A 14,052-nucleotide genomic window follows, 5' to 3' on the forward strand; every position below is an offset into this window, starting at 1 on the left:
CGATGGCGACGCTGAAAGTCTCCCTACGGGCCGGCGAGCGGATCTTCATCAACGGTGCCGTGATGCGGGTCGATCGCAAGACCTCGATCGAGCTCCTGAACGACGTGACCTTCCTCCTGGAGAGCCACGTCATGCAGGCGGAAGCCGCGACGACGCCGCTGCGCCAGCTCTATTTCATCGTCCAGATGATGCTGATCGATCCGGCCAACACCGTCGCCGCCCGCGAAGCCTTCACCCGGACCTATGCGCTGCTGCTGGCGACCTCGTCGAACGCCGCGATGCGCGATGGCCTGATGGACGTCGCCGATCTCGTCGGCCGTGACCGTCCCTATGACGGCCTGAAGTGCCTGCGGGCGCTCATGCCGATGGAAGAGGCCATTCTCGCCGACGCAGAGCCGCCGGCGAACCAGTCCACCTTTCACGAGGCCCGGGTTCCCGTGGCCATGGGAGCACGGTCATGACCACGGTCAACAGCACCTCGGCGAGCACGGCAACGACGTCCACGACCTCGTCCACCAAGTCGGATGCTGATCAAGCCAGCCTCGACTATGATGCCTTCCTGCAGCTGCTCGTCGCGCAGATGCAGAACCAGGATCCGCTGAACCCGACGGACGCCACCGAGCAGCTCAGCCAGCTTGCCTCCTTCTCGAACGTCGAGCAGGGCATCAAGATGAACCAGAAGCTGGAGTCGATGCTGACGGTCTCCTCGCTGACCCAGGCCGACGCCGTTCTCGGCCGCACGCTGACCTCGTCGGACGGCACCGTCAGCGGTGTCGTGAAGTCGGTCAAGGTGACCGATGCCGGGGCCGTCGCAACGCTGACCAGTGGCGCGACCGTCGACCTCGGCGCTGGCATCAAGATCGAGTAGCCGAGATGAACCAGGCCGACGCCATCGACATCATTCAGTCCGCGATCTGGACCGTGGTCATCGCCTCGGGGCCCGCGGTCGGCGGCGCCATGCTGGTCGGCATCCTGATCGCGCTGTTCCAGGCCCTGACGCAGATCCAGGAAGTGACCTTGACCTTCGTGCCGAAGATCATTGCGATCTTCATCATCGTCGCCTTCACGGCCTCCTTCACCGGTGCGCAGGTCTATTCCTTCACCCAGGAAAGCTACGCCCGCATCGAACACGGCTACTGATCAGGACACCGTCCAGCGAACTTTTGTCCTCGAGGCCCCGGGCCGGCAAACGCCGCCCGGGGCCTCTTTGCGTTCAGGCCGGGGAGCGGCTGCAGCCTCGTCGTGCGAGGGGTTGCCGATGCGGACCGGCACCACCGTCTGGGGTGGATGCAGTCGTTGCTAATGTTTTGGAAACCTTTCCAGCCCGGCTCAAGCTCGAACCGTCAGGAAGATCGGGAGAAATGGCGTGCCGTCGGCCCGCTTCTTTCCGGCCTTGCCGCGTAGCTTTCCCGCTGCCGCGCCGGCCTTCCATGCCACGGCGTCAAGCCGGGGGTCACGCACGGGGCGCAATGCCCGAGGGAACGCCGGATGTCGCTCGTCGCACCGCTGAGACTTAGCCCCCCGATCAAGGCCAAGAGCCGCCGTGATATCGGCTTCGCGCTCGGCATCGTCTTCATCATGGCGGTGCTGTTCGTTCCGATTCCCGCCTTCCTCATCGATTTCGGCCTGGTCATCTCGATCTCGCTGTCGGTGCTGATCCTGATGGTCTCGCTGTGGATCGAAAAGCCGCTCGACTTCTCGTCCTTTCCGACGATCCTGCTGCTCGCCACCATGCTGCGCCTGTCGCTGAACATCGCCACGACGCGCGTGATCCTCAGCCATGGCGACGAGGGACACAACGCGGCCGGCTACGTCATCGGCGGCTTCTCCGAATTCGTCATGGGCGGCGATTTCGTCATCGGCCTCGTCGTCTTCATCATCCTGATCACCGTCAACTTCCTCGTCATCACCAAGGGCGCGACGCGTATCGCCGAAGTCGGCGCGCGCTTCACCCTCGACGCCATTCCCGGCAAGCAGATGGCGATCGACGCCGACCTCTCCGCCGGCCTCATCGACGAGCGCCAGGCGCAGCAGCGCCGCCGCGAACTGGAAGAAGAAAGCTCTTTCTTCGGCTCCATGGACGGTGCCTCGAAGTTCGTGCGCGGCGATGCGATCGCCGGCCTCATCATCACCGCCGTCAACATCTTCGGCGGCATCATCATCGGCGTCACCCGCCATGGCATGGACGCGGGGCATGCTGCCGACGTCTTCGTCAAGCTGTCGGTTGGCGACGGTCTGGTCACCCAGATCCCGGCGCTGATCGTCTCGCTCGCCGCCGGCCTTCTCGTCTCCAAGGGCGGCACACGCGGTGCCGCCGAGAAGGCGATCATGACGCAGCTCGGCTACTACCCGCGCGCCATGATGATCTCCTCGCTCCTGATGGGCATTCTGGCGCTGCTGCCGGGCCTGCCGTTCGTGCCGTTCTTCGTGGTCTCCTGCGTCCTCGGCCTCATCGCCTACACCGTGCCGCGCCGGCGGGCCGAAGCGGAGAGGGTGGTCGAGGCTGAAAAGCAGCAGGCCGAGAGCCAGGCGATCGAGAGCGAGCGCCAGTCGGTCAAGGAGTCGCTGCGCATCGTCGAGGTCGAACTCGTGCTTGGCAAGCAGATGGCGGCGCATCTCGCCTTCTCGCGCGACGAGCTCGGCAACCGCGTGCAGAAGATGCGCCGGCGCTTCGCCTCCCGCTTCGGCTTCGTCGTGCCCGAGATCAAGCTCAGCGACGACCTGTCGGTCGATCCAAAGTCCTACGAGATCAAGGTGCACGGCACGGTGGTCGCCACCCAGGCCCTGCGGCTCGGCGACCTCCTGATCGTCCTCGGCGACTCGCCGGTGCCCGACATTCCGCACGACCTCACCCGCGAGCCGGCTTTCGGCCTGAAGGCGGCGTGGATCTCGGAGACCTTCGGGGCGGCCGCCCGCCGCGCCGGCTTCGAGCCTGTCGACACGCTGTCGATCATTCTGACGCATCTGTCCGAGGTCATCCGCAACAACCTCGCACACCTTCTGTCTTACAAGGATACCCGCACGCTGCTCGACCGGCTGGAGCCGGAGTACAAGCGGCTGATCGACGAGATCGTCCCGGCGCACATGTCGTTCAGCGGCCTGCAGGCGGTGCTGAAGCTGCTCCTCGCCGAGCGTGTCTCGATCCGCAACCTGACGCTGATCCTCGAGGCCATCGCCGAGATCGCACCGCACGTCCGGCGCTCGGAGAAGATCGTCGAGCATGTCCGCACCCGCATGGCGCAGCAGATCTGCGGCGATCTCCTGCACAAGGGCCAGCTCGGCGTGCTGCGCCTCGGCAACCGCTGGGACCTCGCCTTCCACCAGGCCCTGAAGCGCGACGCCAAAGGCGACGTGATCGAGTTCGACATCGACCCGCGCCTCGTCGAGCAGTTCGCGACGGAAGCGACCAAGGTGATCCGCGAGAAGACCGACCAGGGCGAGAACTTCGTGCTCGTCGCCTCGCCGGATGCGCGCCCTTACGTGCGGATGATGATCGAGCGGATCTTCGTGAACCTGCCGGTGCTGTCGCACCTCGAGATCGCCCGCGGCGTGGACATCAAGGCGTTGGGCTCAATCTCGTGAACGCGGACGCCACGGTCGTCATCATCGGCATCTTCATGATCTTTTGCCGGATCGGAAGCTGTCTGATGGTGCTGCCGGGCTATTCGAACTCCAGCATTCCGGCACAGATCCGCTTGTTCATCGCCTTCGGCGTCTCTTTGGCCGTCGCGCCGGGGCTCTTGCCGACGTTGACCCCCTTGCTGCAGGGCGCCAATGACGACGCGCGGCTGCTGATGCTGCTGACCGAGGTGCTGAACGGCCTTCTGATCGGGCTGCTTGGCCGCATCTTCCTGATCGCCGTCCAGTTCGGCGGGTCGTTCGTCGCCAATGCGATCGGCATGGGTCAGGCGATGGGCGTGGCGCTGGACGAGAACGGGCCGGAGCCGGCGGTCGTCTCGCTCATCACCCTCACGGCGACAGTGCTGATCTTCTCGCTCAACCTGCATGCCGAGATCCTGCGCGCACTGGTCGCTTCCTATACCGCCATGCCGGTAATGCTCGGCTTTGCGCCGCGGATGGCGCTGGCCTCGATGGTCGACAACCTCGACATGACCTTCAAGCTCTGCCTGCGCATCGCCAGCCCCTTCGTCGTCTACGCCGTCATCGTCAACTTCGCGATCGGCCTTGCCAACAAGATGACGCCGCAGATCCCGATCTACTTCATCTCGCTGCCCTTCGTGATCGCCGGGGGCCTGATTCTCCTTGGCTATTCCATCGGAGATTTCCTGACGATCTTCGTCGAGAGCTACCAGCGCTGGGTGCTGCAGGGATGAGCGGCGAGCAGGCGAGGGCGGACCGTCTTCAGCGTCTCCTGTCGGTTCAGGCGCGCAAGCGCGAGATGGAGGAGTGGCGTCTTGCCGACCTCAAGCGCGAGGGCATCGCGCTCGCCGCCACCAGTGTAGAGATCCTGCAAAGCCTTGGAGATCAATCGCTGCTGCAGGGACTGTTCCTCGAGGCCAAGGCGACGACGCTGCGGCGCAACGAGGTCCATATCTCCGGCAACCAGGTCCTGCAAACTGCCTCTGCCAGCCGGCTGCGGGAGGCGCAAGGCATCGAGAAGCGCCTGGAGCATGCCTGCGATGAGGCGACCGGCGAGGCGTGGCGCGCGGCGGAGCGATCGGCGCTTGAACTGGCCCTCGACGACTACCTGACCGCCGCGCGCGCAAGCTTCGAATAAGTTGCACGGCGTAGAACCATCGCAAGAAATGCGCCGCCCCGCATGGTCCAGATTCGGCGGCGAAGGATTCCCTGATGACGATCCTGTCGGCCACCACCCCGATCGCTGCTGCCGCGCAGAAAACGCCGGCCGCCTCTCCGACGGCGACGGCTGACCCGGCCATCGGAAAGCGCTTCGAGACGGACCTTGCCAAGGCCTCGCAGGAAGCAGGCGCGGCCCCTGAGACCCCTGTCGCCAAGAGCAATGTGCCGGAGAAGTCGATCTCCTTCGTCTCGCGCGGTTCGCGCAGCGGCGTGATGTCGCCGACGCAGCAGTTCGAGAGCTTCGTGCTGCGGACCTTCATCGACGGCATGCTGCCTGAGGACAATTCCACCTATTTCGGCACCGGCACGGCCGGCAAGATCTGGAAATCGATGCTGGCCGAGCGGATCGGCGACGAGATGGCCAAGGATGGCGGGATCGGCATCGCGGAGATGCTGGAGAAGCGCGGCTCCAAGGCTGAAGCCGTCAGTGGCGCCCAGGACAAGCTGAAGGCCAGCGACAGCATGACGACCGGTGCCCAGGCCTTCAAGGGCCTCGGCTAGGTCCCCCCGGATAACGTGCATACCGTCCCGCCCGGACAGAACAGGAAGATGATTTTGGAAACCGTTCTCACACAGTCCATCAACCGGCTCGAGGCACTGCTCGCGGGTGAAACCATGGCGCTGCGCGAGGGCCGCTCGATCAATCTGACCGAGCTCAGCCACCGCAAGAACCAAAGCCTGCTCGAGCTGTCGCGAATCTCCCGTGGCCTGGATCCAGCGAACGTCACCCCCAACCTCAAGGTCAAGCTGAACACGCTGCGCGAGCGTCTCGACGACAACCGCCGCGTCCTCCAGCTGCACATGGAGGCCGCCGGCGAGATCACCGGCCTGATCGCGCAGGCGATCGCGGACGCGGAGTCGGATGGCACCTACGGCTCGGCGATCAGTGGGGTGAAGCGGGTCAAATGATCAAGATCATCGCCATCGGGATCTGGGTCTGCATTGCCTCGCTCGGCACGAGCTACGCCGTGGCGTCCTATGTCTCGAACGAGGCTAGCGCAGAAACGGTCGAGCCGACCTATTTCGTCGGGCTCGACTACCGCAAGACCGAGGGTATCACGGTCCCGATCATCGCCAAGAACGCCATCCAGGGCTACGTCATCGCGAGCTTCGTCTATACCGTCGATGGCGAAATCGCCAACAAGCTCGCGGTGCCGCCGGATCCGTTCATCCTCGACGAGGCGTTTCGCGCTGTCTACACGGCCTCGACCTTCGATTTCGAGAAGCCCGAGCAGTACGACCTCGCGGCCCTCACCAACGCGATCCGCGATTCCGTCAACGGCCGCTACAAGCAGGAAATCGTGCACGAGATCCTGATCGAGCAGTTCGATTTCCTGCCAAAGGGTCAGATCGGCGGCGAGGGCCTGAAGCGCGCGCCCGTGGAGCCCGCGACCTCCGGGTGACCGGGTGACCGGGCGACAGTCGGACGGCGAACATAGTTAGCTTTGCGTCAATATCGCGGTGCTAGCCTCAGGGCGCGACGACAATGACGGGCCATCGGCATGGCTCGATCCATTCCCTCGACCACAGGCCAGCACGATGCTCTCGACCTTGCTCAACTATCGCTATTACGCCGGCAACCTGACGAAGTCGCTCGATCGGATCGAGAAGACGGGGACTGTCGCCAGCGATACCGCCTACTACGACAAGAACATCGGCAAGGTGAAGGACGTCGACGACTTCCTCGGCGACAGCCGCCTCTACACCTACGCGCTGAAGGCTTACGGGCTCGAGGATCAGGCCTCGTCGAAAGGTTTCATCCGCAAGGTCATCGAGAGCGATCTCACCGACAAGTCGTCGTTCGCCAATGCGCTGGCCGACGACCGCTATCGCAAGTTTGCCGAGGCGTTCAGCTTTAAGACCGCCGATGCGGTGAAGACGGCGCAGAGCACCGGCCAGAACGAGTCGCTGATCGAGGCCTATTCGGAATACCGGGTGCGCCAGGCGGTGAGCCTGGCGTCGAAGACGACCCACTTCGAAGCCAAGATGCAGACCATCACGTCGGTAGATCAGTTCATCAACGATCCGCAACTGTTCGACGTCGCGATGCGCTCGATCGGGCGGGACCCGGCGCTGACCTCGAAGACCTACGTGCGGGATGTGCTGACCGGCGCCATCGCCGACGACAAGGCGTCCAGCAGCGACGACATCTTCTTCCAGCTCGCCGACAAGTTCAATTTCGCCGCGGACGGCAGTCTCGCCACGGGCAAGACGACGGCGATGGATGCAGCCGATACCAGCCAGCTGATCTACGACTTCAACGTCAAGTCGGAAAACATGGCGAGCTCTAAGACCGCCGCCTACGAGACGTCCTACTTCACCGACAAGATCACGCAGATTACCAACGTCGACGCGCTGCTGTCGGACGATCGGCTGTTCGCTTATGTCAGGACCGCCTTCGGCGTCACGTCGACGACCGACACCGCTTTCGTGCGCAGCATCCTGACTAGCGACGTCAACGATACCACCAGCGCGCTGAATCAGATGTCGACGGCGACCTCGGCGGACGTCGCCTACAAGCAGAAGATGACGGCGATGCGCGACGCCTTCAGCTTTGGCACCACCGGCAGTGTCGCCGTCGGCGGTTCGGCGCAGTCCGAAGCGATGACCGAGACGACCACGGCGGGCTACTACAAGAACTACCAGACCGATGCGGCCGCCAAGGACGCGTCGCGCACCAGCACCTACAAGCTGCAGCTGTCGAAGATGAAGTCGCTGAGCGACCTGCTCATCAAGGATCCGGTGTTCGGCCGCGATGCCCTGGACTACGTCTTGCGCGCCTTCGATCTCGATCCGGCGACCGAGAGCCTGACCCGCATCCGCCGCGTGCTGCAGAGCGACGTCTCCGATCCCAACAGCTACGTCAACAAGCTCGGCGACGAACGCTACGAGAAGCTTGCCGCCGCCTTCAACTTCGATGCGACGGGCAAGCTCCGGGAGCAGCAGCAGGTGGTCTCGACGGCCGCGATGACGACGGTCGGCACCAAGTACACCGCAAGCTTCGGAACCGACCTCAGCGCGGCGAAGAAGGAAGTGCTGAAGTCGGAAACGGCAAAATATGTCGATGCGGCGGGCAGCCTGCGCTCGCTCGACGACCTCCTCGCCAACAAGACGGTGCTGGACTACACGCTGAAGGCCTATGGCCTGGAGGACGAGAAGCTGACGACGACGCAGCTGAAGAAGATCCTGACCAGCGACCTCGGCGACCGGTCGAGCTATGCCAATTCCTTCGGCGACAGCCGTTATTCCGACTTCGCCGCCTCGTTCAATTTCGACACGAGCGGCAAGGTGAAGATCAGCGAGGGCAGCGTGCAGGAGCCGGGTCAGCGGCTATCGACCGAGAACCTCTACCTCCTCACCACGATGGAGGCGGAAGCCGGCGATACCAACGAGGGCACGCGGCTGGCGCTCTATTTCCTGCGGCACGCTCCGGAACTGACGTCGCCGTTGAAGATGTTGGCGGACAAGGCCATCGTCGAGGTGGTGAAGACCTCGCTCGGCCTGCCGGACTCGTTCTCCTCGCTCGATATCGACAAGCAAGCGGCGATCATCGCCAAGCGCATCGACGTCAAGGATTTCCAGGATCCGAAGAAGCTCGACGCTTTCCTGTCGCGCTTTGCCGGGCTCTACGACGTGAAGAATGCGGACTCGTCGGCCTCGCCGGTGCTCGGCCTCTTCGGCAACGTCGGCGGGCTGCTGTCGGTCCTCTAGGCCGAAAGCTGGCCGCCAATTACGGCGGCCTTCGTTCGCTGCGGCGCGCCGGTCTCGCCGCTATGGGCGAACGGCGTAATAGCGCCCGGCGATCTTCTCGGCATCGCCGTCTTCGACTGGGGTAGCGGGCGTCAGGAAGCGCAGGCCGGCCTCGGCGCCGGCCGCCCAGACAAGCTCGACCTGCCACTGCTCGGTCTCGCGCTCGTCGAACAGCGCCATTTCCGCCGGCAGCGCCGCTGCGTCGAAGATCCGCACCCGTGCGCCCGAAGGCGTCCTGTCGGTGATCGCACAGTCGCCGATGAAGGCGCCTTCCTCGCTCAGGAGCTTGCCCGGCCGCAGGCGGGAGCGAATGCGCGAGGCGCTGCGTTTTTCGCGTTCCGACATGGGTCTTTCCAGCCTCCGATGGCAGCTGACGGGGTATCGCCGTCTCTCCCGCAGCAAAGCCCATCATGCGGCTTTTGGTTGCCGAAGGGCAGGGCCGCCCGGCATATCTTCTAACGGATCGTTAATCACAAATGTCAGCCGCGCGGTCGGCGTTTACGCTTGGTAAACCCTAACGGCACATTCCCCCGCGATCGGTCATCAGGAAGAAGGAACCTTTAAGCGGCCAATGGAAGGATGGGGGCCTCTCTACCGCTCGGGGTCGACCATGTTCGCCGTCATTTCCGCCCGCCTGTCCCGGCCCGAATGGCCAGAAACCGCCGGCCGCGCGACGCGCCGGTTCTCGGGCCTCAGCAGCCTGTTCACCCTAGACCAGATGCTGGCGACCGGCCTCTGCGTGGCCTCGATCGGCTTCTTCCTCGTCGCCTATACCATCTCGGTCAACGACCCCGACTACTTCAACCGGCAGCTCCTCGCCTCGATGCGGCCGAGCGACGTAGATCCGATCATCACCGGCGCGGTCGAGGCGGGTGACGGCGGGGCGATGCCGGCGCCGGCGATCGTGCGGGCGGCGCCGCTGGTGCCGGCGGATTTTCAGATCGTCATGGTGTTCCAGGACGAGGCGATTCTGGCGACCGACAAAGAGCTCTGGCGCGTCAAGGTAGGGTCAGAGGTGCCGGGCCTCGGCACGGTGCTGGCGATCGACGCCACCGATACGGGTGGCACCGTCAAGGCGACCGAGGCAACGCTGCGGAGCGTTGCCGAGTAGGCCGAGGGATGCAGCTCCCGGCGTGCGCTACTTCTTCTCGAGGAGGATCTGGCCGCCCTGGGCGATCTTGCCCTTGATCTTGCTGGCGATGGCCGCGAGGAAGCCCGGCAGGTCGATCTCGACATGGACATTGCTGTCCTCGACGTCGACGCGCCCGACCACCGTCTGCCCGAGCATCTTGGCCTGGAAGGTCAGCCGGTCGCCGGTCCAGACGTCCTCGAACTTCACCATGCCGCCGATCGCCTGATCGCGCATCTTGCCGAATCCTTCCGCGATCCGCACACGGGCGGTCTCGCGCGTCAGCTTGTGCGGAATGTCGATCTTGATCGTCTCGGCCATGCGGCTCTCCCTGTCTCCTGATTTCATATGGAGAGGGGACGGAAGGGCTGCAACATCCGCGCGTTACGAGCGCCAAACGAAAACGGCCGGGATCTCTCCCGGCCGTTTTCAATTCAGATGGTTGCCGCGATCAGGCGACGGCGCGCGGGCCCGACGGACGGGCGCGCTGGCCGCGATGGCCCTCGGTCTTGGCCCGGCCGGCGCCGGCGCCGTTGCCGCTCGGACGACCGCCAGAACGGTTCTGGCCGCCTGGCTTGCCGTGGCCGCCCGGACGACCCTGCTGCGGACGCGGCGGACGCGCCTTCTCTTCTTCCATCGCAGCGAGCTCGGCGCCGGCGAACTCCGACTCCTTCAGCTCGAAGCGCTGGCCGGTGAGCTTCTCGATCGAGCGCAGCTTCGCCCGCTCCGACGGATCGACCAAGGCGATCGCGAAGCCCGACTTGCCGGCGCGCGCGGTCCGGCCGATGCGGTGGACGTAGCTCTCCGGCTCTTCCGGCAGGTCGAAGTTGACGACATGGCTGATGTCGTTGACGTGGATGCCGCGCGCCACGATGTCGGTGGCAACGAGAACGCGGGTCTCGCCGGCGTGGAAGGCGGAGAGCGCCTTCTGGCGGGCGGCCTGGCTCTTGTTGCCGTGGATCGCGGCGGAATCGATGCCGGCCTTGATCAGGTCTTCCGACAGGCGGTTGGCGCCGTGCTTGGTGCGGGTGAAGACCACGACCTTATCGAGCGCGGGATCGGCGAGGTGCTTCACCAGCCAATGCTTCTTGGCCTTCTGCGGCACGAGATAGGCGCTCTGCGAGATCTTCTCGACCGTCACCACCTCGGGCGTCACTTCGACGCGCACCGGGTTCTTCAGGATCTTGGCGGCGAGCGCCTCGACGTTCTGCGGCATGGTCGCCGAGAACAGCAGCGACTGGCGCTTGGTCGGCAGCGACTTCACGATGCGCATGACATCGCGCACGAAGCCCATGTCGAGCATGCGGTCGGCCTCGTCGAGGACGATGTGCTCGACGGAGCCCAGCGACAGCGCGTTCTGGTCTACGAGGTCGAGCAGGCGGCCGGGGGTGGCGATGACGATGTCGACGCCGCGGCGCATGGCCTCGATCTGCGGACGGGCCGAGATGCCGCCGAAGATCACGTGCTGGCGCAGCTGGGTGCCGGCGAGGAGGTTCTTCACGCTGTCGGCGATCTGCGAGGCGAGCTCGCGGGTCGGCGCGAGGAAGACGGCGACGGGCGTCTTCGGCTGGGCATGACGGCCGCTCTTGATCAGCGCGTCGATGACGGGGAGGGCGAAGGCGGCGGTCTTGCCGGTGCCGGTCTGGGCGATGGCGAGCACGTCCTTGCCCGACAGGACGACGGGAATCGCCTGGGCCTGGATCGGGGTCGGGGTCGTGATTTCGGCGCGCGCAAGCGCGGTGAGAAGGACGTCGGACAGGCCGAGCGTCGAGAAGCTGGTATGGGTCAAGAAATGCCTTTGACATGATGCGGGGCTTAAGCCCGCGAAACGGCCGACGGTCTTCGCGCTTGCGGACCCAGTCGGCACGGGCCGTGATCGGATCGAAGTCCGAAGGCGCTCGTCTTGCATTCCTGCAGCACTGCAAAAGACAGCGATCGGGAGGAAGGGAGCGCAGCGCGTCACGGCGTTTGCAGGGGGGATATGAGCGTTTTTGTGCGGTGCGTCAAGGGAGGGAGTCTGACGAGTTTAGCCAAGTATCGCTTGCACGGCATATATTTGACTTTGGAAGGCAAGCAGGCTGATGGCTATCGAGTAAATCTCAGGGAGTAAATATAATGGCGGTCACCAGGAAGAACCATTACGTACCCCAGTGGCATCAGGAGCGCTTTTTCAGCACTGGTGCAGACACGCATTGCCTTCTCGACCTCGACCCGCCCACTTACCCACGCGGTGACGGCAGCTTCGCCATTGGTTGCTCGTTGCGCAATGCGCCGACGTCTCGGGCATTTTTACAAAAGGATCTTTACTCGACGTTCTTCGGCGCCGAGGTGAGCGACCAAATCGAACGCGAGCTTTTTGGAGATATTGACAGGCGTGGAGCAGAGGCAATTCGCGCGTTTAGCGAAGACGATCAAGGTGCTTGGCATGAATGTTTCCGAGACCTATTCGAATACATGGATATACAAAAATTAAGAACACCAAAAGGGCTGGCATGGCTGCGTCAGCAGTATCCCGAAATTTCTCAAAACGAGTTAATGCTCGAAATGCAGAGCCTCAGGATGCTCAACGTTACGACTTGGACCACCGGAGTCCGAGAAATTGTGTCCGCAGAGCATTCGGAAACTAAGTTCATTCTCAGCGATCATCCAATAACGGTCTACAATTATGCCATTCCGCCATCAGATTCAAGGAATAATTATCCGAGTGATCCCTCTATTGCGCTCAAGGGGTCCCAGACTTTGTTCCCCTTTGGTCCTAATCACTGCTTGATTCTCACAAATCTAGAATACGCCAAGGACCAAAGCGCTTCTCCAGTAACAAAGCGGACATTTTCGCGCAGCTTTCAAAAGTCAATGGTTTCCACAATAAAATTCATCAAATCACGCTATCTCGACTCTAATCAGGTAAGTGAAATAAACTATATTATGAAAGCCATGGCCAAAAGATACGTCGCGGCTGGCAAAAAAGAATGGCTCTATCCAGAGGCGACCGTAACGAGAGCTTGGGCGGAGCTGCGATCCACGCTGCAACCCCCGTTGGGTGAGCTCTTTGGTTTCGGCGGTGAGATGTTCGCGAAATTCGAAGGCGGTGACGTGTACTACCAAGACCAGTTCGGCCGCACCGAGAAACCCCGGAAATGGTTGATCAAGGCAGAGCCGAAAATTACACCTAAGCAGCGCGAGTATTGTCCATGCGGTTCCGGACATTCGTTCGGCGAATGCTGCAAGGGTAAACATGAGCAGCTACGAACGTCATGGACGGAGAAAAGCATTCGCGAACGCAACCTCATGCTTATGGCTGGAATCGCTCAGTTGTTCGATATGCCGAACGTGGGCTGGAATGACCTTCGTCGGGGCATGACCGATGAGAAGATAGCCAGACTATATGGCATATACGAGTCGCTATGGCCCTTGGAGACCGACCTGCTCGGGCTGCTCCCAAAACCTGATGGCAGTTTTCGATCGGTATATACGGGCTTTCTCCACCCCAAGCTTATCACCGAGTTCGCGCTTGGTTCATCACTGTATTTTGGCCACATCATCATTCAGCATCCATTCTTGAATGCAGGCACTCTCTCAAAGGACAAGCGGCCTACCGAGAACCCGCAGTTGTATCGCGGTGAAGCTTTGAAAGCACTTATGATCTTCCTGCAGATTATGCCGCTGGTCGAGGCCGGTATGGTCACTCTCGTTCCCGACCCGTGTGATTTCGATTCGCATCTCCGGCATCAAGTGATGTCAATGGCGCGCTGGCGCTCGCGTGAATTGCTGTTCGAATCTTTAGATGACCCAAGAATGAACGATATCATGAAGGAGGACATGCATCGTATGATGCTTAATGTGCCCAACGAACATCTCGTACGGCGTATTATTGATATCAACGGCTCAGAAAGGATTGATGAAAAAGATCTTATTAGGGCTATCGAAAAGATAAGGGAAAAAAGACTTACTTTCCGTAACCCAGGACGCTTCTGCTCAGGACGGCGGGCAATTTAATATATTTAATATGGCGCCCAATTTTGAGATGGCCATGTATCTGGCTCAAGCGACTGGAGCGCAAATCCTGACTGATAGCCCCTTCAGGTGGCAGGAATTGCAGGCGGCGCTTAACCGCCGATATATTGGGACCGAACCGACGTTATCCGCCCTGCGGACTGCTGTGTGCTCCTCCCGCTTTACTTTCCCAGTCGGACAGGAGGCCACTCTTCATGCGGCTGAGGATCCCACTTTTTCCTGCATAACTTCCGTATTCCAAGGTGCATATAACTACATCCTGAATCGGAGTGGCTGTGACCCTAAGCCGAACTATGAAGCGCAACTTGCTTCACGTTACAAAAAGCATAAGAAAGTCT

At 62.3% G+C, this 14,052-nt stretch carries 15 protein-coding genes; 12 read left to right on the top strand and 3 right to left on the bottom strand.

The genetic code is table 11. From position 1 onward, the window contains the following. Positions 1-2 precede the first annotated feature (2 nt). From flbT to ACZLZQ_RS10565, 10 genes are all read left to right on the top strand, one after another. Complete coding sequence (gene flbT, locus ACZLZQ_RS10520; protein ID WP_472936088.1) at positions 3-461, top strand: flagellar biosynthesis repressor FlbT; 459 nt, start codon at positions 3-5, stop codon at positions 459-461. Next, on the top strand, positions 458-868 hold the full coding sequence (flgD, locus tag ACZLZQ_RS10525) for a flagellar hook assembly protein FlgD (RefSeq protein ID WP_472949332.1): 411 nt from the start codon (positions 458-460) through the stop codon (positions 866-868). The genes flbT and flgD overlap by 4 nt, the downstream gene beginning before the upstream one ends. 5 nt (positions 869-873) lie before the next feature. Then, positions 874-1,140, top strand: coding sequence for a flagellar biosynthesis protein FliQ (fliQ, locus tag ACZLZQ_RS10530; protein ID WP_472936086.1), 267 nt, complete (start codon positions 874-876; stop codon positions 1,138-1,140). A 348-nt stretch (positions 1,141-1,488) separates the two neighbouring features. Beyond that, the gene (gene flhA, locus ACZLZQ_RS10535; protein ID WP_472936085.1) at positions 1,489-3,582 is read left to right on the top strand and encodes a flagellar biosynthesis protein FlhA; all 2,094 of its coding nucleotides are present in this window, start codon (positions 1,489-1,491) and stop codon (positions 3,580-3,582) included. Continuing rightward, a complete protein-coding gene (locus ACZLZQ_RS10540; protein WP_472936084.1) occupies positions 3,579-4,334 on the top strand; it encodes a flagellar biosynthetic protein FliR in 756 nt (251 codons plus the stop codon). Before flhA ends, ACZLZQ_RS10540 begins: the two co-directional genes overlap by 4 nt. Next, positions 4,331-4,738 (top strand): hypothetical protein, encoded by a 408-nt coding sequence (locus tag ACZLZQ_RS10545; RefSeq protein ID WP_472949333.1) that lies wholly within the window; start codon positions 4,331-4,333, stop codon positions 4,736-4,738. The genes ACZLZQ_RS10540 and ACZLZQ_RS10545 overlap by 4 nt, the downstream gene beginning before the upstream one ends. A 74-nt stretch (positions 4,739-4,812) precedes the next feature. Further along, entirely contained in the window at positions 4,813-5,322 is a 510-nt protein-coding gene (locus ACZLZQ_RS10550; RefSeq protein WP_472949334.1) for a rod-binding protein, read from the top strand. Positions 5,323-5,370: 48 nt separating this feature from the next. After that, positions 5,371-5,730, top strand: a complete 360-nt coding sequence (locus ACZLZQ_RS10555) for a flagellar protein FlgN (RefSeq protein ID WP_472936081.1) — start codon at positions 5,371-5,373, stop codon at positions 5,728-5,730. Beyond that, positions 5,727-6,224, top strand: coding sequence for a hypothetical protein (locus ACZLZQ_RS10560; protein WP_472949335.1), 498 nt, complete (start codon positions 5,727-5,729; stop codon positions 6,222-6,224). The genes ACZLZQ_RS10555 and ACZLZQ_RS10560 overlap by 4 nt, the downstream gene beginning before the upstream one ends. A gap of 136 nt (positions 6,225-6,360) precedes the next feature. Next, positions 6,361-8,532, top strand: coding sequence for a DUF1217 domain-containing protein (locus ACZLZQ_RS10565; RefSeq protein WP_472949337.1), 2,172 nt, complete (start codon positions 6,361-6,363; stop codon positions 8,530-8,532). 60 nt (positions 8,533-8,592) lie between these two features. Here ACZLZQ_RS10565 and ACZLZQ_RS10570 read toward each other — a convergent pair whose 3' ends face one another. Further along, a complete protein-coding gene (locus ACZLZQ_RS10570; RefSeq protein ID WP_472949338.1) occupies positions 8,593-8,916 on the bottom strand; it encodes a hypothetical protein in 324 nt (107 codons plus the stop codon). 265 nt (positions 8,917-9,181) lie between these two features. Here ACZLZQ_RS10570 and ACZLZQ_RS10575 point away from each other — a divergent pair, with 265 nt between their 5' ends. Then, on the top strand, positions 9,182-9,682 hold the full coding sequence (locus ACZLZQ_RS10575) for a hypothetical protein (protein ID WP_472949339.1): 501 nt from the start codon (positions 9,182-9,184) through the stop codon (positions 9,680-9,682). A gap of 27 nt (positions 9,683-9,709) precedes the next feature. On the opposite strand, the gene ACZLZQ_RS10580 is transcribed toward ACZLZQ_RS10575, so the two are convergent. Together ACZLZQ_RS10580 and ACZLZQ_RS10585 are read right to left on the bottom strand one after the other, a co-directional pair. Then, complete coding sequence (locus ACZLZQ_RS10580; RefSeq protein WP_472949340.1) at positions 9,710-10,021, bottom strand: polyhydroxyalkanoic acid system family protein; 312 nt, start codon at positions 10,019-10,021, stop codon at positions 9,710-9,712. Positions 10,022-10,151: 130 nt separating this feature from the next. Continuing rightward, the gene (locus tag ACZLZQ_RS10585; protein WP_472949341.1) at positions 10,152-11,489 is read right to left on the bottom strand and encodes a DEAD/DEAH box helicase; all 1,338 of its coding nucleotides are present in this window, start codon (positions 11,487-11,489) and stop codon (positions 10,152-10,154) included. A 326-nt stretch (positions 11,490-11,815) separates the two neighbouring features. On the opposite strand from ACZLZQ_RS10585, the gene ACZLZQ_RS10590 reads away from it, so the two are divergent. Then, a complete protein-coding gene (locus ACZLZQ_RS10590; RefSeq protein WP_472949342.1) occupies positions 11,816-13,696 on the top strand; it encodes a DUF4238 domain-containing protein in 1,881 nt (626 codons plus the stop codon). Positions 13,697-14,052 lie beyond the last annotated feature (356 nt).

It is taken from the genome of Mesocryomonas lacus, from assembly GCF_055730105.2.